Source organism: Sutcliffiella sp. NPDC057660 (assembly GCF_042800035.1).
GTDB lineage: Bacteria > Bacillota > Bacilli > Bacillales > Bacillaceae_I > Sutcliffiella_A.
The window spans coordinates 23,520-42,690 of sequence record NZ_JBHVHV010000016.1 but is presented as its reverse complement, the minus strand read 5'-3'; the positions used below and the strand labels follow the sequence as shown (position 1 = coordinate 42,690).

Below are 19,171 nucleotides of genomic sequence, written 5' to 3'. Positions count from 1 at the left end.
AAAGCTTCATTTGCGGTCACCCCTGACTATAGGTCACTATTTGTTTGACACTGATTTAACTTTGTTAAACTCACTGCCAAAGCATCCAACAAATGAAACAACTAACCCAAAGAATGAAATACCGAGTCCGAATGTGGTTGCTGAGCCACTTGATGTCAAAATCAGTGCCATACCAAATAGAATAATAGAAATTCCCAAAAGTGATAAACGCATTTTTCATTTCTCCTTTTTTGAATAGAATTTTCCCCTTATAAATCCTGTGCCAGCCGAACCATGTCCCTGCACTGTATCCCATTTTCATAGATAGCTTCGGGATAGTGTTTGATGAAGAAGTCCTGATCCACACCGACAATCCGGAATCCACATTTCTGATAGAGGGCCAACTGTCCGATACTTGAATTCCCTGTGCCGATTTCGATGGTTTTGTAACCTTTGGACCTGGCTGATTCAACCGCATCCATCACCAGTTGCCTTCCTATCCCTTTGCCATGATGCTCCACGGAAACTGCTACATTTACCAGCTCGATCGTTTCAGGTCGGGTTGGTAGGAGGACATAAACACCAATAATACGTTCTTCCAATTCCGCTACAATACATTCACCTCTTGTTATGTATTCTTTCACAATCGCTTCTGAAGGATCGGCCAAAAGCAGTAATTCCATGGGAGGTTGTTCGCCTTGTTTAAGTTTTCTTATGTTCATGTTATTCTCCTAACCAGGCTCGCTGAAACCACTGTTCTGATATCTTCATATAAGGCTGCATTTGCTTGGGGGATGGCGAGAACCAGAAAGCAGATCAGGAAGGCAATTGTTTTTTTGTACAATGAATACATTCTGTTTCTCCTTCTTCCTACCATTAAACTTCGTCGCTGGATGTAAAGGGTTTATAGTGCAATTCTAACATATATTTCCTTTGCGGAATTCAATTTTTTTGGCTGCTCGAGGTGGTAGGGGTGATGGATTTTGTCGAAAGTTGCGTTTTATCGATATCGACCTTGTTTTCATTGATAGATAAACAAAAATTCTCGTTGATATATGGAAATTTTCGTTGATATCGCCTTCGGAATCGTGGAAAAATCTGAATTTTCGTTGATATATGTATTTCTGCTCCTGCCCATGACAAAAAACCCGCCATTTTTGACGAGTTTAACACCATGAACACCTCTATACTTTGCTCCCTGTATAATTTGATTCGTTTTTCACCGTCATTTTACTTCACTTAACCTCAGCTTCTCCACCAATTCTTCCTTCTGCCGCAAGTGATGACGAAAATGCATACCCACGAGATCGTACCATTCCCGAGCATTGAGCCAGCCGAATCCATCATGTTGAACTTTATAGTACGGGTTAACGTCATCTACTTTAATTTCCCACTGTCTCATCCTTTGCATAACCTCGTCCAGCCTACTCATTAGTTCTTCCATTGTATCTGAATTGTTCGGTGGTGCATTTAATTCGTCTGGCAGTTTGATTTTGATTGAAGGAAATCCTCCATTTTCAAAAAGACGCTTTCCAAACTCCGTTTTCCCGAGCTTTTGTTCTTCCAAAGATGCTGCACAAGCCTCCATATTATCCAGGTACTCATGGGCAACGAGAATTACATGGTCGTACATTTGGCCGATCGACCAAACTCCTTCTGACGATAAATGCCTCAGTTGCTCCAAGGAATAGTTCTGCAGCTCGCTTCTGTAAGCTTCAATAAGCTTTAAATCATTCATTTGATTCCCTCCTTAACTCTTGGAAGAAACTTTCCTTCACACCTTATATAAGAATTCAACAAAAAAAGCATTAACCCTTTTTGGATTAACGCTCCCTCCTATTTCCTCTATTTTGTTTAATGGACTCCCTCAGCCAACTGACGCATGGAATTCAACTTCGAAGAGAGCTCATGGAACCATTCTTCATCCCCTGTAGCCAGCGCCAGGTCTATTTGAAAGAGGATTTGTTCTCTGTTCGTCACTATGGAATCAGGCAGCTTCTTAACCCGTTTACTTAACATGTGAATGGTTTTTCCAACTGTTTCTTTATTGTCGCTGGTAACAACGGTTACTCTCACTGCACCGTCCAGGATTATTGATTCTATATATCCGATCACCAATTCCCCATCACGTGATTCTCCTTTAATCCAATCACCTGTATTTAATATCGAAGTATTATTGGATAACATTCTATTCACCTTCTTGAACTAGTATAGTTGTTCTGTAACTTTTTTCATTACATTTCAATCAAGAAAAAGCACACTTCTCTAACAGCCGCTTTGTTCTTCATTGACAAGATTGACTATTTCTTTAATCGTATAGTCCTTTAAATATTCCCCAAGGTATTTTTCAGCACCCATGAATATGGAAAACAAGACTTTATGCATATTCGCACCTACAATGCACTGTTCATTTGAATCAGGGCATTTCGGCTGAAGCGCACCTTCAGAAGTAATGTTATATATGTCATAGAGATTAACTTCACTTAATTCTAATGCAAAGATAAATCCTCCACCAGTTCCTTCTTTTGATTTAATAATTCCATGTCTTTTTAACAAGCTTAATACTTTACGAATGCGGACTGGGTGGACTCCTGCACTTTCAGCGATTGCGTCACTTGTGGACATGCGGTCCGGCTGCAGCGCCAGAAGAGTTAAACTGTGAATGGCAAGGGTAAAATCACTGTTCATGACCTGCCTCCTAAGGAATGAAAACTTTATTGGATTTTCTAAGATTATATGCTACAAAAAAACGTGTCAAGAAAAATAGGCGAAGCCCTGTATATGCAGGAATAATCTAATTATTCACCACGTTTTTCAGTAATCCATCCGGACTAATGCTTACAAATGTACGAAGCTTACGGGGCAGAAAACTGCGAATTTCTTCCTCGTTGTATCCTACCTGCAATCTTTTTTCGTCCTGAATGATCGGTCTGCGCAGCATTTGCGGATTTCTCTTAATTAACTCATATAATTCTTTAAGTGGAAGAGATTCAATATTCACATTCAAATTCTGAAACGTTTTTGATTTAGTGGAAATTATTTCGTCCGTCCCGTCTTCTGTCATTCGAAGAATAGATTTAATCTCATCAATCGTAAGCGGATCGGATAATATGTTTCTTTCCACATAGTCGATATGATGTTCTTCCAACCATGCTTTTGCTTTTCGGCAAGAAGTACAGCTTGGTGTAGTATATAAATTGACCATATATTTACACGCTCCTTAAATATTTTTATGAAACGGTGCTCGTCATTAAAATGAAATAAAAATAATTACAGTTCACTTAAAAAATATTGGTTACCATGATTGTTTATTTACACGATAACCTCTTCATACTGTAATTTTAATAGTTACAGTAAATAAAGTCAAATGTAATTTTTTGCATTATTTAATTCTTTAATTATGAATGGTACCTCCGCCAGATTGTCCACAATATATTCCGCTTCAACATCTTTCCAGTGATCATCCCTTTTCCAAATCCCTTTCAATCCAACCTGTTGAGCAGCTTTCACATCGTTATCAGGATGATCTCCGATAAATACACTTTCTTCGAATGAAACTTGAAGTTTTTTTAGTGCTCGTTCGAATATTTGCGGATCTGGCTTCTTTATTCCTTCCCATTCGGATACTAAAATAAGGTCCGTAAACTTATCGATCCCCAACGCCTTCACGTTATTCATTTGAAACTGTCCATAACCATTTGTAATGATACCAATAAGAAGCTTTTGGCTTTTCAATTCCTCCAACATACTAATAAGATGGGGAAAAGGAACGCAATGATTTCTAAACTCTTGGATGTAATCCTCCAGCAGATCTTCCCACGCCATCTTAATGCTAAATTCCTTCACCAACTGCTGATACACCTTATCCTTCCACACATACCCGAGGCTATCCAATTCTATGAATCTATCCATATACTTTTCTTTCGGTATATGATATACCCATTCATATAAGCGGTCATATTGTCTATCAATGAACAGTTTTACAGATGCATCTCTATTCAGAAGCGTTCCATCCAAGTCGAACAAAGCAGCTTTTATTCCCATTTGCATGCACTCTCCGATTAAAAAAGCGTTAACCCTTCTAGATCAACGCAAGGATCAATTATTAACCTCAGCGTAAAGTGAATGGCGTGAAATGTCAATGCGCGCTATAAACCCGATCCTGCACAAAGATATAGTCTTCCACGTCCAAATCCTTTATGGAATAAACAGCCGACCCTTTTCTTGCTATCGTAGCTTCTCCATTTTTCAACTGATATTCGGGATTATTGCTTTCCTCACTTCCAACTACGGTAAAAGTGATTGTCCCCAGTTCCTCATCCAGATCATCTTCTGTAATATCAGCTGTCTTTTCTTCATCCAACTGATATTTCACGTTATTCCAAACCACCACATCGGCCCAATCAACAGAGGTATGAATGACATTATCTACGCCAAGTCCTTCCTCCTCATTCCCCTGCTCGTCGATGGCACACCCCATTGAAAAGATAAGTAAACCGATTACTACTATTGAAAGGAATTTATTCATACTACTGCCCCTCTACTTATATTTCACCGCTAAATCTTTTAACGTATTGATGGCATTTAATGTTACAATCCTCTTTTCATTATTATCTTTTCCTGTTATCTCCAACATATTAAAGATATCGAGAAATTTCCTAATCAGAAAGATGTCTGCTTGATACCTCCAATAATAATTGGCAACAGAAAGAAAGTGGTTTTATCTTTTTGAAACGTTTTTCACACTGGCTCGTATTTAATAGGAATGAAACGGGAGGGATAAATCAATGGACATCAGTTTTTTCTGGATAGGGATTGGTCTAGCTGCATTAGGCTATTTTATTGGAGATGGTTTGAAAAACTTCAGAAATCAAAAAAATGCACCTAGCTACCCGACTTTGATTAAAAAGAGCGACTTGCACCTGTACTTAAATCTTACAAAGAATGAAGTGGAAGACCTGCTGTCAAAGCATCCGCATGCTCCTAAAATCGAACTGAACGGAACAACCTATTTTCCGTACCAACAGTTTATGGAGTGGCTGGCTTCAAATGAAATCTACAAGAGTTGATTGTGTAAGTGGACAAGCAATCATATAAAAGAGAGGTTGTCTATCGTGTGGCCTTTTGATTTATGGGTAATTGGTAATTACTGAACAATAGAGCAATAAAAAGGTTTTTGGACTTTTATAAAGGAGATGGACGCTCTAAAAGACATAAGAAAACTGCTAATGGACTTATCAATGGGTTTGACGCTCAAACAGGCCATTAGAAAGCAGCTATTAGTTTGTCGCTCAAAAAGGCCATTAGACAGCAGCTATTGGACTTCTCATTGAGTTTGTCGCTCAAAAAGGCATTAGATAGCCACTATTGGCCTTCTCAATGGGTTTGACTCTTAAAAAGGCCATTAGAAATGTCCATACCACTTAATCAGATGTTCCTTTATGCACTCTTACTCGACACAACAGGCCTTTTCATACGCAGTCCCTTTGTTAACGTCACCGTATATAAAACCAACGCCATCCAGATACACGTAAAGGCAACGAGGTGCACACCAGTAAATGGTTCGTGAAACAGGTAGACACCGATAAACAGTTTGATGGTCGGTGCGATGTATTGTAGCAGTCCGATCATGGAAAGTGGGATGCGCCTTGCTCCGCTGGCAAAAAGCAGCAATGGAATGGCTGTCACCACGCCGGCTCCGAGCAGCAAAAACGTAAGATTCACACTTGCCCCTAAAGCTCCCCCGCCATTTACATGAACAGCTGTTAAAAACAGCAAGGCAAATGGTGTGATAAGCAGCGTCTCAATTGCCAGGCCGACCAATGCTCCGAGCTGGACCATTTTTTTAATCAAGCCGTAAAAGGCGAAGCTGACCGCTAGCATGATGGCAACCCATGGAAACGAACCGAAATTCACGGTTAATACCAGTACTCCAATACCGGCTAGAATAATGGAAAGGGTCTGTAGCACGGACAGTTTTTCTTTTAGCACGATGACAGCCAAAAGAATGCTCACCAACGGATTGATATAATACCCCAAGCTCGCCTCGACAATGCGATCCTCATTCACGGCCCATATATACAGTCCCCAGTTGATGCTGATGAACACGGATGCACAGGCAACACCAATAAACCGCTTCCGGTTCCTTACGAGTGCTTTCAGTTCCGTGAAAAAGCTCGAGAACTTCTTTAGCAGAAGCAGAATCACTAACATGAAGACCAGTGACCATACAATTCGATGCGCCAATATCTCACTGGCCGGTACATCATCGACCAATTTCCAAAATAACGGGAGAATTCCCCATAGCATATAGGATAATGCTGCAAAAGCAATCCCAAGACCGTGCTCTTTATTTGTTGTTTGATTCATGGAAGCGACCTCTTTTTCTCATTGTATTTGTACCTAGTTTAGAGTGGCTTCACGATTTTTGCAACGGAAATATTTCGACTTGCGAAGATTATTGTACTGAAACCATAAAGAAGCAGGCATCCCAATTAGGGATCCTGCTCTTTAGTCTATATTCGATCTATTCCCCCAAAAAATCCTGAATCGCCTTTTTATTCGTTTCAATATCAGCCGCCAGTACCAGCCCCGCATGGTCATAGCGCTCATCAGTGTATGTTCCGTCCATTGGTATTCTCAGGGATTCCATCTCACTCTTATTCTCAAAAAGGACGCTTGGTCCAATTTTAAATAGAAGGGAGTTTTCCATATTTGTTTTGATAAATGGTGTAACAGTGCCCATTATTTTTGGCAGTTTCACCAAAGTGTTCAACTCCGAAAACTCGCTGCTTAACACCTTCAGCACTTCCTGCTGCCTCCGCACTCTCCCGAAATCACTTTCTGAATCCTGCCTGAACCGGACATAATCCAGTAGCTGGTCGCCATTCAATGTTTGCTTCCCAGCCGTGAGGGCATGGTCGATTCCTTTGGACATATCTTTTTCCACATCGATTTCCACGCCGTCCGGAAACGCCACATCCACGACCTTAGGAAAGCTTTGGAAGTCCACAATCGCATAGTAGTGCAGGTCGACATCAAAATTGTGCTTGATTGTTTTTCTTAATAACTCCACTCCACCGATAGCATGGGCGGCATTGATTTTGTTGGAGTCATGACCCGGGATCTCTACATAGGTATCGCGCATGATGGAGACAAGCTTCGTATCCTTTGTCTTTTCATCATACTGGGCAATCATGATCGTATCCGTTCTGGACTGCTCCTCTCCCCTGGCATCTATCCCCAACATAAGGACGTTATACTTCTCCTCCGTCACTTCAACCGGGTTGAACTCGATCGGTTCGTCATCCAGAATCGAATCGTCCTTGGAATTTTCCAACGCGCTTTTATACTGCAGATATCCATAAGTAAAAACTACTGCAATAAGAAACAGAGGAACAAAAGTCAGGGACAGAATGATATATTTCTTCCTATTACTGCCCCTTCTTTGACTTCTTGTCATATTGGTCATAATCATACCCTATCCTTCAAAAATTTGATTATTCAGAAACAGGTTAACAAAAACTAGAAATAAATACAAATATTTATAGATATCCTGAACTGCGCTTGGCTTCTTCCATGATTATGAAAAGCACATCCTCTTCCACAATATCCATTGCTTCCCTATCATATTGAAGTCTATCAATCAATTCGCTGATTTTATACCACTCCATTAAATCCTCCGGATAATTCAGCTCTGTTGCGACAATCAGAAATATCTCCCTGGCCAAGTCAAAAATATGCACATGGTTATCAGTCTTCATAATTTCTTCTGCCAAAAATCCGATATAACCCCGAGCACTTTCCGCAAAACATGGTTCTTCTATTTCCAGCTCCTTCATCGCTCTCTTGAAATATACTTCCACTTCAAAAATATTATCCCCATTCGAAAAGGAGGATAGGATGGAAAGTGACGGTGAGTAGATGCCTTTTTCTAAAGAATGGTGGGACCAGAGGATGTAATCACTTGTCGTAACGGAATACTTATTTATTTTATAGAATAGTGCCGGGGTTTTCATGAAATTGAATCCCTCCTTGGGTGTTTTATCATGTTAGTTAAAATTCAAGGTCAAAAGGTTCTCCTTCAAAATATACGGTTTTCACCTTTTCGAGTTGCGACTTTTCTATTGTAAAGACAAATGATTTCTTCCATGTATTGCTTTTAGGATAACGGTTCGTAACTCGTTGGAATACGAGGAAAATTACCCACCAGAACAGCAACGTATATATGACGGAACTGACACTCTCGTAATACATTGTCCAACGTCCTTTCTATAATACGACATCTTTCTTTACGATCCTGGTTTCTGTGTAAAATCCTCTTCCATGATTTCTTTCTTATCCGAAACAAGAAGTGATTGGAATCGATTATATAGAAACTGTATCTCTGCCTCTTCATTCACTAGCTTCATACTTTTATAGTATTCCTCTTCGCTTTCATATTTTGAGATTTCCATCCATTTTGTTGGGTCCGCTTTGCTGTTGAGATAAGTTGTTTGAGAGGTGATGTACTTGCGGTAAATCTCTGAAGCTTTTTGCTGAATCTCAACATACTCTTTCACCTTATCCTGTTGAATGTGATATTGATAAACTTTAACAAACATTCACTTTCCCCCCACTTAGCTCTTTCAACCGCTTCATTGCAGAATGTACAGTTAGTCTATGAAAAGAGATTAATTGGTTCCGATAGACAACCGCATAGACCCCATAAGGAGTAGGAGACATTCTCAATAGTTGTTCTCTGCTTTTCATTTCAATGATTTCCGGATGAATGCCCAGTTTCTTCGCTGCCTCTACAACATTATCCGTAGCTATATCTAAAAAAGGACACTGCTGTGTACGAAGGATTGTTAATCCGCTAATACATTAAGCCGTTCTTCCCAATCCTTTGGAAAATACGGGTCAGGCGACCTGCCAAATTTGTGAACGAGCAACTCAAATCCATAAGGTGCCTGTTCGATTTCTTCAAAATGATGCTTCAAAAATACGTCCTTGCCAGGTGTCCAGGAAGTATTGGGGTTGGTAACCACAATCACCCCGTCTTTGCCTTGATCCCTGCCATCCTGCAGACATTTATCAATCAATGTTGATGCATATCCTTTTCCGGTAATCTGCACCCATAAGCAATGAATAATCAAATAATTCTCGCCATGAACCACTCTCGAAGAATATTCTATCGGAGTATATTCGATAAACCCGGCGGCTTTACCATTCTCCGTTATTTTGATATACTTCAGCCCTTCCTCAAACCTTCCCAACAACCATTCGTTTTTATTTATATATCCTGTTGAACTCGGCTTACTCCTTAGACAATAGCAACCCTCAGCATCTATATTTGATTCATTCAACTCTACAAGCTCATATTGTTGCAATGTTCTTCATCCCTTCCGTTTCTCTTACACCAACATGATGATTCATTCAGTTCAGTATTTCCTTTAATATATCTACTTGCTCCTTTGTTACATGGTAATAGTTTTTTTCACCTCGTTTTAAGGTAGCTGTACCATCATCCTTGTACCATATGTAAGCGCCTATTTCAGAGTAGTTTTCTTCTGGATTATCCAGTGTAAAAAAAACATCTGCTAAATCACTCTCACTTTTTGGATTTTCTATTCGCTCCAGTTTTTCAACAACCGTCCTTAGTTGGCTTATTTTCTTCTGATCCGTTACTTCGGAATAAAACGTTACCCCCTCCACTCCCTTCTCATAAGTCGGTGTGGCAATTCGAATAATTTCCTTGGTTGAGCAGGCAAATAGAAGTGAAATTATCACTAGGAAGAAAATTACTAAAATACTTTTTTTGGTCATTCTATATCCCTCCTTCTTAGTGCATCGATTTTCATTGCCGTTTCTTCCCTCATATTTAATACAAAATCCCCTCGCTTCTCAACCGCTCCTTATCCTCCAAAGAGAAAATCCCTGGAGACCAGCCATGCAGGTGTCCGTGACCGCCGATGATGATTCCTTCCACCTCATAGATGGATATGTACATGTTGTTTCCATCTATGAGTAAGGCGTTCTCTCCTTTTCTATGTTTTTCTTTCAACAAGTATCTCGTTACCTTTACATCCTTGTTCTTATATTCTTTTTTCGAGTACCCCCATGCTAAAGCTATAAGATTTTCATTTACATCATTCTAACTACAACACGCCGACGCGGCTGTCACATCCTTTTCTTTAATCAGCACATTGTTTTCGTCATCCAATTTAAAACTGATCCTTGCCTTTTCCAGTCGTGTAATCAGGGATTCTCTTAGTTGAAAATTGTCCATTCTTTCAGCCCAGATAACGTAATTGTCGTTGTCCTTCAAAAGAATGATCTCCTGCGCTTCGACTTGTCTTTGATCATTTTTTCCTAACTTCGTTTCTTTGTTCAATATTACGTTAACAACTGTATTCTCTTGAAAGCTTTCGAGAGTAAGATTGTTCCCATCCTCATCGGTCAATTTGGTCTGATTACTGACTGTTACTTCACATAGATACATAATGGCTTCCTGGCTGCTCGCCCAAAAAGGCTTTTCGAATGTAGCAGAGCAGTCTACAAGCAGAGAATCTGTCTGTATCTCTTGTACAGAAACTCTTTCAAGACTATTTAGCGTCGTACTGGCTTGACAACCAACAAAAAATATAGGGATAAGAACAAGTAATACAAGATTTCGTTTCATGGATACCTCCATATTAGGCTTTTCAATAACATTTCAACCCTTAATCCAATTATTTCAAAATAACCAAATATTCTCAATCTTTTTCTGATCAATACAAAAAAACACACTCTGGTCAGAATGTGTTGATATCCATTTACTGATCTTAGTCTTATCATTACTCCCGCCCATATTTATTCCTGTAATGGCTAAGTGCCTGCAACGGCCAAATATGCTTATAACTGTGGTAGTGAATATAGTAGCTTCCTGGAATACCTGCACCTGTGGGATACCTGGAAGTCCAATCTTTTTTGTCCAGTAAGTGTGTTAGTGTCCTGATCCCTTTTTCTATTTGAGGTGTTGGTTGATCGGACACAGAGATAAGCGCATCCAGTGCCCAGGCAGTTTGAGAAGGTGTGCTATGATGCAAAGGAATGTACCGCTTCTGTATGTCACTCCCACAGGACTCGCCCCATCCTCCATCTGGATTTTGGATGGAAAGCAACCAATTAACAGCGCGACTTATGATGGAATCGGCGGAGGGGACTCCAATCGCTTTAAGACCGGTTATGACTGCCCAAGTGCCATAGATATAACAAATCCCCCAACGGCCATACCAGGAACCGTTCGTTTCTTGGTTGTGTTTGAGCCATTCCTTTGCTTGATGAAGCGGTTTTGAGTCATGCGGTATCGTTGTATATTCACCAAGGAAGTATAAGGTCCTTCCAGTCAAATCCGCGGTGGATGGATCAAATAGCACTCTATCCTCGTATCGAAAAGGAATCAAAGGTAAAAGGTAATTATCTGTATTTTTTTCAAAAGCAGACCAGCCGCCATCTTCATTCTGCATCGACATAACCCACTCCACCCCTTTGTTCCAGGCATCCCGGAAACGGTCATCTGATTGTGCGTACGGGGTAATTACTCTTAAGGCCGCGGTTGTGTCATCAATATCCGGCATCAACGTGTTGATATCAGAAAAGCCCCATCCACCCGGCTCAACCCCTGGATTTTTTATGGACCAGTCCCCATATTTTTGTTGTTGTCTTGAAAGGATATAGTGGCTAGCTTTTTGAAGTGATTTGTGTTCGAGAGGAACACCTGCATTGGACAACGCGGCTGTCAATAAGGCAGTATCCCATACAGTTGATGGAGAATTTTGCACAAAGGTAGTACCGTCTGTAGATGCTTTGCAAATATAGGATTTCATCCCTTGAAAGGCATTCATTATATAGGGATGATTTTTTCTGTATCCGAGTGCAAGAAATGCGAAAACCATAAAGAAGCTTGAGCTGAAGTAGCTACTTAACGTCCCATTTTCTTCTATTCTATCTATCATGTAGTTTTCCGCTTTTGAGTAGGATTTTTCCCTTAGGACATCAGGGGTGTCAGCCAACTTTTCCATTGCATGCTTCACAAATTGTTGAAGCATTTCCATTCCCTCTAAAGGTCGAGAGTCACCGACCTCTTCAAGTAAGTAGGATATGTTTGGAGTCTGCTGTGTTTGAAAGAAGGCATTCTTGTTGCTGCAGATAATAATGGGTACCCAGTGAGCCCTTGCATACCCTACTAAATGATAGATATTAATCGGAAACCATTTAGGCAGCAGCATGATTTCAATCGGAATTCTTTTTACGATACTTGGCCACTCTATCTGACCAGTCAGAGCTAGCATCATCTTGGTGAGCCAATCACTTTGTAACAGTCCACCCTTATTCTTTATAAAATTTTCCGCCCTACGCATATTGCTTTCTTTCCGCTCTGCATAGCCGGAACATAGCAAGGAAAAGTAGCCCTCTATCGTTGCACTTAGATTTCCATCGGCTTCATCATCGTACACTTTCCATAATCCGTTTTCTGTCTGTTGCCCCTTTATCCGTTCAACCAGCCTCTTCACTAACTCCTCCTCATTTTTAATCTCTAAAACTCTGATAAGGATGATCATATAGGCATCCGTCATGATACTTCCCTCAAAACAAAAGTTCCAAGCTCCGTTATCAGACTGTTCGCTTAGCAAATAATTAGTCATCGTGCTTATTTTTTCATTGACGATATCCATTGTTTTCATACATTCCTCCAAAATGGGTTTGTTAGTATAACTTATGTTCAATTATCCATTTTAGAAGAAACGTGCGGACGAACTGGCACGCCCGTTCGTCCAACAAAAATAACCATACAGAACAAACTGTATGGCTATTTCTAATAGCATAGACTACTTTACCAACCTTATTTTTTGACTTCTTAAAAACAGACCGATTTAATTCACTAACGGAATTAGATAATCGAAGGTATCTGATTCTATATTCGCGTACCTCTCGATCTTGTTCCCCGCAGGTTGAAAGCCGTACCGGATGACTACCTGGATGTAGGAAAAGCAAAGAAAGGCATCGTCTGCCCGGCAATCCTGCATGACAGCAAACAAGGTGGGAGGAACCTTTTCAAATCGGATGTTTTCAGTGTCCTTAAGTTGAAAGCTGTTACTCACCTCAAACCCTATTTCTCCGATTATTTTTTCCTGGGTAACCTTCTCGTTTCTTATATATACCTGCTCTGAACATGGAATTCCTTGTTCCTCTAAAAGGCGTTTCGCTTTTACAAAATGTTCTCGAAAAGGGTACGGACTTCTTTCCGATTCAAACTTCTGCCAAACAAAAACCTTTTCCTTCTCCCATTTTGATAGCATCAGAGTTTGAGTGTTTTCTACCTTCATCCCTCCAACATATTTCCTTGCAGCAAGGAGGGATTCCATTCTTTTGTCCAGGTCCTTTTTCCAACTATCCAGAATCACTCTCTTCTTTTGCTCATCGGATTCCGCATAGTGTCTTATATCCTGTATCGCGATATCAGCTTTCCTCAGTGAATCGATCATCTTCGCCAAGTGTATCTGCTCTATCGAGTAGACCCTGTACCCATTTTCCGAACGGGAGGAAGGCTGCAACAGCCCTTTTTTATCATAGAATCTTAGTTTACTTGGGGGCAAACCTGTCCTTTTTGAAAATTCCTGTATGGTAAGATCCATATATACCACCACTCTAGTTCGTTTATCTAGCTACATACGACCAAACATTAATCCGGTTATGATCCGGATCATAGAAATGGAATCCTGCCCAGCCCTTAAAAGGGTCACCGGCTATTTCAGAGGGCTTGATCCCGCTTTGAATCAGTTTATTGTATTCATCAAAGAAAACTTCCGGCCTAATATCATAATAAGTTCTCGCTTTGTTATCATTCGGCTTTTCCACAGGGCCATCTGTACGCTTGATGAGCCAAATATAATCCCAGAATTGTTCATCCAGGACATTTCTGTCATAGGCATCCTCAGTCCGCAAGTGGGCAAAACCATTCTCTTCATCCACCTCGACGACATCAAATCCGAGGTTCATTGCATACCATTCTGCAGATACCTTTGGATCTTTCACGTGAATGATCGTATTAACACTTCCGAAGCCGATGATTCCTGAAGCAGGGTAATCTCCATTGTCCCCCGCTCGCTCTTCCTCCACTATCGTCAACCTAGTATTGTCAAAGGCAAAGATGTCACAGTACTTTTGACCATTCGGTAAGACATGGATATCCGATGATTTTACTTGTTTACCAGCTAGATAATGAAGTGTCTCATCGATATCATATGTAACAAATACGAGCTTAACGTTCCCCTCAGTTTCATGCGATTGCAAGTGGTCATAATCCCCTTCAAATGACTTGATCGTAACCATCCCAGTTCGCGGCATCTTCACAAAACTCTTTCGACCGACCCAGGTGGTTATCTGATCCACACACTCCCACCCAAATACTTCCTGATACCATTGAACACCTTCCTCATACTTATCGGGATCCACCATAATAAATCCCCCATCCCATCGAAACATTCTTACCACTCCTTCATTTTCTAGTTACATTTTCAGGATAAAGGTTAAACCTAGTTTAAGGTCAATAAAAAAATTCATTTTTTTAAAAAGAAGCATTATCTGTTTGCAGACTAATTAAAAAGAGAATTTCAATTAAGCACACTTACTATACTTTCATATGGAAAAAATAGTATATTATTCGTAGATAGTATATAATTATATTACATTAACTTAAGGGAGTGATTTTTTGCTTAAAGGTGTATTAACTCTAGGTATAATTATTAGTTTTGGCGTAGCTGTTTCTTTTGGCATCACTACCAAGTCCAACAACAATGTAATTATCTCAACTAGTGAGATAGGGTCAAACCATCCTAAGAATAAGCACGGATTAACGTATGGGTCCTCTGCTGATACACTTACTTACGGAAAAGAGCCTGATTTAATAAAGGCATATGGAATTGATGGAACAATGGGTTATGTAAAAAAAGAGGATTTACACTCTCCAATGCCCAAAACACCGGAAGAAGCATTAAAACTTACTAAGGAAGCAAAAGATATAGAAATACCTTTATACGATAATAATGGAGAAACAGTAATTGGAACATTTTTATTGGGTTCTGGTTCCTCAGAATAAGAAGATTACTAAGTCGAACGGCATTCTACTTCCTAATAATTTTCTTTTTAACAATAAAAATAAGAAGAGATAATATGACAATCGTTATTCCCCCACCTAGAACCAAATGAAGAGGATTATATTTTCTTCCAGCATACTCTCCATTCCTGTCAGCCTTTCTATATTTATCACCATCTTCAACAGCTATTGCAGTATCTGTACTAACTCCTTTGATAGAAAAAAACTTTGTGCCTTTTTTATAGGTATTAGAAAAATTCCCATAATAAGTGCCTTCCTTATCTGAATACTTTGTTACATGCCCTATTTCTTTATCAATCTCTGTTACATATTCATCGCTAATCACATAAATATCTCCTTCATAGACCACAAATGAATATGCCCAACTAGCAAACTTGTTACTTGGTAATAAAAAACAACAAATAATGGCCATAAACAAGATTAGACGATGAGATTTACTTACTTTCATATAGCAGCCCCCTACCAGATTTACTTGAATGTTCATAAAATATGATTAATTCTCTAAAACCAATTATTTCAAATTACAACCATTTACTCAATGTTTAATTTCATAAAAAAGGAAGCTTACCTCATTTCAGATAAGCTCCCGATAGTAGAATAAACTAAAAAAGTTGATCAATAAATTCTTTCGTTGTTTTAAGGAAACCCATACATTTCTCCCCTTTGGGCTATTCCCATATAATTCGACAAAGTTTGAGATACACCTGTCTTTTAATTATTTATGGATGTTACTTACCTTACAAAGGATTTTCGCAATAAAAAAAAGACCTTACTCAATTAAGAATAATATCAATGATAATATAGATGATTGCAACAACAGCTAAAAACAGCATACATCCACCTTTGCCAAAATACATTCTGTCATATGTATCTCCTCTATTGAAAACACTCATCTCACTTTTATCCTTAACCATGGATATCCCCCCTGATATACGTACGGAGGTTACATACATAAAGTTCCAATCTTCTCTCTATTTAAGTGAAAAGATAACATGGAAATTAAAAATGATTGTTCAAAACATTCCGTTTTCTGATAAAATGAGTCTTAACAAATTTCATTAGATTGGGGATCATCAACATGGAGAATTTCTATCTGTTTGTGATTATGAGTATGCTGCTTATCCTATTGCCCGGTCCTGATACTGCAATCGCCACCAGAAATACTCTTTCTGCTGGAAGATCTGGGGGTTTTAAAACGTTAGCGGGGACATTTTGTGCGTTGCTCATTCATACTCTTGCTGCAGTAATCGGCCTTTCTGCTATCATCGTGAAATCAGCCCTACTGTTTTCGATTTTCAAATACGTAGGTGCAGTGTATCTCGTGTATTTGGGCATTAAGACGTTATGGGCGCTAAAGAGCAAAGATGTTAAGGTCCCCGAAGACGCAGGTGCCATAAGAAAATATAAGAATCAATCTCATTTCAAACAGGGGTTTCTGACAAACATGTTAAATCCTAAAGTTGCAGTTTTTTTCCTGACATTTTTACCTCAGTTCGTTCATCCAGGCAGCGACACTTTAGTGCCGTTCATCCTTATGGGACTTACTTATGCCATCCTAACCGCTGTTTGGTTTATCATGTATATCCTTCTTGTGGACCAGATCAGTGCATTTATGAAACGGCCAAAAACCACGACCGTTATTGAATCGATAACAGGTGCTGTGCTGATCGGGTTTGGAATCAAACTTGCAATGGAAAAAGCCCAGCATTAATTTCATACTAGTAATAAAAATTCCATCATTCAAAGTTTCAAAAACTCCCTCTCCTTAGAGCAAGACGATTCCCTAGGAAATCGTCTTTTTGTTTTTCAGTTAAGTTGGTTTTTTAATGGAATTGTGTATTATTTGTATTCATTCGTTCTGATTAATCCTTGTTTTCATGATGAACATTTGAACTTGGTGTAACATCCCACAACCTCTTAACCCCCACCAAATTCTGCCCATCGAATTCCATCCTGTATATATCCGGTTTTGTAGTTTGTAGTAAAAAATCCAAATCATACTTTTGGTCATAATATCCCATCATCAATGTCATAACAGCTCCATGAGTGCCTATTACCACTTTTTTACCGCAATAGGTATGTAATAATTCTTGGAATACTTTTATCGCTCGCTGTTGGCAGTCGGCATTAGACTCTCCCCCAGTCAAAGCAAAATTCGGATCAGAAAATGACTTTTTTAATAAAGGGGAAAGTACCTTATCAGATATTCGCTTTTCTTCAGCAGTAAAAACTCTTTCTTTTAGCTCCTCAAACACTAAAACTTCTTGTCCAATTTGTTCCGCTAACTCTTGAACGGTCAGGATGGAACGGTCGTATGGACTTGAGATAACCGCATCAATACCTTCCTCTAGTAAAAAATGGGCTACACCTTGAGCGTCCAATTTCCCTTTATCACTCAACCCTCTTGTTCTCTCGTTTCCGTGCTTTGGTGAATCACCATGTCTCACCATATATATGAAAGTTTTCATAATACCCCCGAAGTTATGTTAGTCAAGTCAGTTATCTAAAGAAAAAGCTTCCCCTTCAAAATAGATAATTTCCACTTTTTCCAGCTTGTCTTTTTCAATTTTAATTACAAAGGTCTTTGGCACCGCGTCACTTGTACAAGTAGAACCATTTTGAACAGTATCGATGGTTAAATCCGTCCTCGTATCACTAATCACCATTTTATCAACTTCAATTGGACACGTGGAGGATTCACTTGTATGTGCAAATACAATAGCAAATTTCTCAAAATCAACCTCCAAAGGTTTTGCTTCAAAATTAAATGAGTTCCACAATACTTCAAATTTGTCATCGTTAAATACGATCTCTACAAGTTTGTCTCCAACACTTTGACTATACGGTCCAGTCTGCTCTTCATGTAATAATTCTCCGTTTTCCAACTGTTTGCTACAAGCTATTAGTAAAAAAATGAATAGTAGAAAAACCATCTTACTTTTTGTCAGCATACGGTTCCCCCTAGCTGTGTCCTCCTTTGAAAGGATAATTTCGCTTCTTAGCTTTCTTGTTAGTTCTATTGGAATTTGTAGTATGTAATCAATAAAATAAATGAGGGTGGACATGCGACGTTCTTCTGGAGGATGGTCAGTGTTCCGGAGAACCAATCGCATTAATTTCAATTAAAAGCGAAAACGTTAAATCCACAATACATATTTTAAGCTTTCTCGTAATGGGGTTAGTTATCATGTATTGTAACGCTCCATAATTAAAAAGGTTACATATACCTTCAATACAAAGACGGAGGGTTATCCGGAACAGCGTTTACAAGAATGATATAGATGATGAAAGAAATAGGAAGCGTTAAAAGAAAGATAAGTCTAATGCTTAGGGAAGAAATTCCGCAGAACTCTGCAATTCCACCACAGACTCCAAACAGTGATCGATCTTTGGCTGATTTTCTTAATTTGTTTTTATTCAATTTTATCCCCCTCGGCTAATGTATAATCAACTCTTTATTTTCTTGATTCAGATTCAGCAAAGAGTTCATCGATATGACTTAGTCGTTATAGCTTCTTCCAACTATCTCAAAGACATTTTGAGCAGATTGTTCCGAGAGAGTATAAATTGTATGGGTATCGATTAAGTTCATAATCGTCCCTGACGTCTCGGTAATCCAGAGATAATAGACATCCTCTCCAAAATCAATTTTGTATTCCGGGTCTGCCATATCAGCGGAGCCATCTTGCTTAACGGCACTTCTAAATGCCTCTTCAAGAATTTTTATATCCTCTGGATTTGTAATCTCCATTACGGAGTCCTCATCAACCTCTGAAAAACTTACCATTTTATATATTGTTAAAATTTCTATATTTTCAGCTAAACTTGGTGTTGCTTTATTATCGGTAGAACATGCATTTAATGATAAACAACTAATCAAAAATATTAGAATAAGAAAAACTATCTTTTTCATTTTCATCCTCCTATACATAGGAATTTCCATTATTAATCTATTATAACATTTATTACAAATTTTCTGATAACTAAATTATTGTTTGGAATATCATCAAATTGATTAACAAACCGAATATTTTTAGTAGAATATGGGAATTT

General features: G+C 39.0%; 30 protein-coding genes. 3 read left to right on the top strand and 27 right to left on the bottom strand.

What is annotated here, in order from left to right:
* Positions 1-36 precede the first annotated feature (36 nt).
* From ACFVAD_RS18220 to ACFVAD_RS18180, 9 genes are all read right to left on the bottom strand, one after another.
* Positions 37-213 (bottom strand): hypothetical protein, encoded by a 177-nt coding sequence (locus ACFVAD_RS18220; RefSeq protein WP_386643305.1) that lies wholly within the window; start codon positions 211-213, stop codon positions 37-39.
* 35 nt (positions 214-248) lie between these two features.
* Complete coding sequence (locus tag ACFVAD_RS18215) at positions 249-701, bottom strand: GNAT family N-acetyltransferase (protein WP_386643302.1); 453 nt, start codon at positions 699-701, stop codon at positions 249-251.
* On the bottom strand, positions 698-832 hold the full coding sequence (locus tag ACFVAD_RS18210) for a hypothetical protein (protein WP_386643299.1): 135 nt from the start codon (positions 830-832) through the stop codon (positions 698-700). The genes ACFVAD_RS18215 and ACFVAD_RS18210 overlap by 4 nt, the downstream gene beginning before the upstream one ends.
* 372 nt (positions 833-1,204) lie before the next feature.
* A complete protein-coding gene (locus ACFVAD_RS18205) occupies positions 1,205-1,717 on the bottom strand; it encodes a DinB family protein (RefSeq protein WP_386643297.1) in 513 nt (170 codons plus the stop codon).
* A 116-nt stretch (positions 1,718-1,833) separates the two neighbouring features.
* Complete coding sequence (locus ACFVAD_RS18200) at positions 1,834-2,166, bottom strand: IDEAL domain-containing protein (protein ID WP_386643294.1); 333 nt, start codon at positions 2,164-2,166, stop codon at positions 1,834-1,836.
* Between the two features lie 78 nt (positions 2,167-2,244).
* Positions 2,245-2,667 carry an RrF2 family transcriptional regulator gene (locus tag ACFVAD_RS18195; protein ID WP_386643290.1) on the bottom strand — a complete coding sequence of 141 codons (423 nt, stop codon included), beginning with the start codon at positions 2,665-2,667 and terminating at the stop codon, positions 2,245-2,247.
* A gap of 106 nt (positions 2,668-2,773) precedes the next feature.
* Entirely contained in the window at positions 2,774-3,184 is a 411-nt protein-coding gene (spxA, locus tag ACFVAD_RS18190; protein ID WP_386643287.1) for a transcriptional regulator SpxA, read from the bottom strand.
* Between the two features lie 158 nt (positions 3,185-3,342).
* On the bottom strand, positions 3,343-4,023 hold the full coding sequence (locus tag ACFVAD_RS18185; RefSeq protein WP_386643284.1) for an HAD family hydrolase: 681 nt from the start codon (positions 4,021-4,023) through the stop codon (positions 3,343-3,345).
* 94 nt (positions 4,024-4,117) lie between these two features.
* Positions 4,118-4,507, bottom strand: coding sequence for a hypothetical protein (locus ACFVAD_RS18180; protein WP_386643282.1), 390 nt, complete (start codon positions 4,505-4,507; stop codon positions 4,118-4,120).
* 259 nt (positions 4,508-4,766) lie between these two features.
* Between ACFVAD_RS18180 and ACFVAD_RS18175 the strand changes: the two genes are divergently transcribed.
* Positions 4,767-5,048 carry a DNA-binding protein gene (locus tag ACFVAD_RS18175; protein ID WP_386643279.1) on the top strand — a complete coding sequence of 94 codons (282 nt, stop codon included), beginning with the start codon at positions 4,767-4,769 and terminating at the stop codon, positions 5,046-5,048.
* Between the two features lie 370 nt (positions 5,049-5,418).
* Here ACFVAD_RS18175 and rarD read toward each other — a convergent pair whose 3' ends face one another.
* The 12 genes from rarD to ACFVAD_RS18115 form a co-directional block, all read right to left on the bottom strand.
* A complete protein-coding gene (gene rarD / locus ACFVAD_RS18170) occupies positions 5,419-6,348 on the bottom strand; it encodes an EamA family transporter RarD (protein WP_386643276.1) in 930 nt (309 codons plus the stop codon).
* A 157-nt stretch (positions 6,349-6,505) separates the two neighbouring features.
* Positions 6,506-7,456: an LCP family protein gene (locus tag ACFVAD_RS18165; RefSeq protein WP_386643273.1), complete on the bottom strand. Its 951-nt coding sequence runs from the start codon at positions 7,454-7,456 to the stop codon at positions 6,506-6,508.
* Between the two features lie 67 nt (positions 7,457-7,523).
* On the bottom strand, positions 7,524-7,997 hold the full coding sequence (locus ACFVAD_RS18160) for a hypothetical protein (protein ID WP_386643270.1): 474 nt from the start codon (positions 7,995-7,997) through the stop codon (positions 7,524-7,526).
* A 37-nt stretch (positions 7,998-8,034) separates the two neighbouring features.
* The gene (locus tag ACFVAD_RS18155; RefSeq protein WP_386643268.1) at positions 8,035-8,235 is read right to left on the bottom strand and encodes a hypothetical protein; all 201 of its coding nucleotides are present in this window, start codon (positions 8,233-8,235) and stop codon (positions 8,035-8,037) included.
* Between the two features lie 35 nt (positions 8,236-8,270).
* Complete coding sequence (locus ACFVAD_RS18150) at positions 8,271-8,582, bottom strand: hypothetical protein (protein WP_386643265.1); 312 nt, start codon at positions 8,580-8,582, stop codon at positions 8,271-8,273.
* A 246-nt stretch (positions 8,583-8,828) separates the two neighbouring features.
* On the bottom strand, positions 8,829-9,350 hold the full coding sequence (locus ACFVAD_RS18145) for a GNAT family N-acetyltransferase (protein WP_386643262.1): 522 nt from the start codon (positions 9,348-9,350) through the stop codon (positions 8,829-8,831).
* Between the two features lie 46 nt (positions 9,351-9,396).
* Positions 9,397-9,786 carry a hypothetical protein gene (locus tag ACFVAD_RS18140; RefSeq protein WP_386643259.1) on the bottom strand — a complete coding sequence of 130 codons (390 nt, stop codon included), beginning with the start codon at positions 9,784-9,786 and terminating at the stop codon, positions 9,397-9,399.
* A 55-nt stretch (positions 9,787-9,841) separates the two neighbouring features.
* Positions 9,842-10,024 carry a hypothetical protein gene (locus tag ACFVAD_RS18135; protein ID WP_386643256.1) on the bottom strand — a complete coding sequence of 61 codons (183 nt, stop codon included), beginning with the start codon at positions 10,022-10,024 and terminating at the stop codon, positions 9,842-9,844.
* A gap of 90 nt (positions 10,025-10,114) precedes the next feature.
* Positions 10,115-10,642: a hypothetical protein gene (locus ACFVAD_RS18130; RefSeq protein ID WP_386643253.1), complete on the bottom strand. Its 528-nt coding sequence runs from the start codon at positions 10,640-10,642 to the stop codon at positions 10,115-10,117.
* 154 nt (positions 10,643-10,796) lie between these two features.
* Entirely contained in the window at positions 10,797-12,686 is a 1,890-nt protein-coding gene (gene shc / locus ACFVAD_RS18125; RefSeq protein ID WP_386643250.1) for a squalene--hopene cyclase, read from the bottom strand.
* A 189-nt stretch (positions 12,687-12,875) separates the two neighbouring features.
* Positions 12,876-13,637 (bottom strand): helix-turn-helix domain-containing protein, encoded by a 762-nt coding sequence (locus tag ACFVAD_RS18120; protein WP_386643248.1) that lies wholly within the window; start codon positions 13,635-13,637, stop codon positions 12,876-12,878.
* A gap of 22 nt (positions 13,638-13,659) precedes the next feature.
* Entirely contained in the window at positions 13,660-14,487 is an 828-nt protein-coding gene (locus ACFVAD_RS18115) for a VOC family protein (protein WP_386643246.1), read from the bottom strand.
* Between the two features lie 226 nt (positions 14,488-14,713).
* Between ACFVAD_RS18115 and ACFVAD_RS18110 the strand changes: the two genes are divergently transcribed.
* Entirely contained in the window at positions 14,714-15,100 is a 387-nt protein-coding gene (locus ACFVAD_RS18110) for a peptidase M56 BlaR1 (protein WP_386643243.1), read from the top strand.
* Between the two features lie 25 nt (positions 15,101-15,125).
* Here ACFVAD_RS18110 and ACFVAD_RS18105 read toward each other — a convergent pair whose 3' ends face one another.
* Both ACFVAD_RS18105 and ACFVAD_RS18100 read right to left on the bottom strand, forming a co-directional pair.
* A complete protein-coding gene (locus ACFVAD_RS18105; protein WP_386643240.1) occupies positions 15,126-15,566 on the bottom strand; it encodes a hypothetical protein in 441 nt (146 codons plus the stop codon).
* Between the two features lie 325 nt (positions 15,567-15,891).
* Positions 15,892-16,032, bottom strand: coding sequence for a hypothetical protein (locus ACFVAD_RS18100; RefSeq protein ID WP_386643238.1), 141 nt, complete (start codon positions 16,030-16,032; stop codon positions 15,892-15,894).
* Between the two features lie 164 nt (positions 16,033-16,196).
* On the opposite strand from ACFVAD_RS18100, the gene ACFVAD_RS18095 reads away from it, so the two are divergent.
* On the top strand, positions 16,197-16,829 hold the full coding sequence (locus ACFVAD_RS18095; protein WP_386643235.1) for a LysE family translocator: 633 nt from the start codon (positions 16,197-16,199) through the stop codon (positions 16,827-16,829).
* A gap of 151 nt (positions 16,830-16,980) precedes the next feature.
* Here ACFVAD_RS18095 and ACFVAD_RS18090 read toward each other — a convergent pair whose 3' ends face one another.
* The 4 genes from ACFVAD_RS18090 to ACFVAD_RS18075 form a co-directional block, all read right to left on the bottom strand.
* Complete coding sequence (locus tag ACFVAD_RS18090; RefSeq protein ID WP_386643232.1) at positions 16,981-17,586, bottom strand: histidine phosphatase family protein; 606 nt, start codon at positions 17,584-17,586, stop codon at positions 16,981-16,983.
* Positions 17,587-17,613: 27 nt separating this feature from the next.
* Entirely contained in the window at positions 17,614-18,069 is a 456-nt protein-coding gene (locus ACFVAD_RS18085) for a hypothetical protein (protein ID WP_386643229.1), read from the bottom strand.
* A gap of 278 nt (positions 18,070-18,347) precedes the next feature.
* On the bottom strand, positions 18,348-18,539 hold the full coding sequence (locus tag ACFVAD_RS18080; RefSeq protein WP_386643226.1) for a PspC domain-containing protein: 192 nt from the start codon (positions 18,537-18,539) through the stop codon (positions 18,348-18,350).
* Between the two features lie 78 nt (positions 18,540-18,617).
* Positions 18,618-19,031, bottom strand: coding sequence for a YhfM domain-containing protein (locus tag ACFVAD_RS18075; protein WP_386643223.1), 414 nt, complete (start codon positions 19,029-19,031; stop codon positions 18,618-18,620).
* Positions 19,032-19,171: the final 140 nt, after the last annotated feature.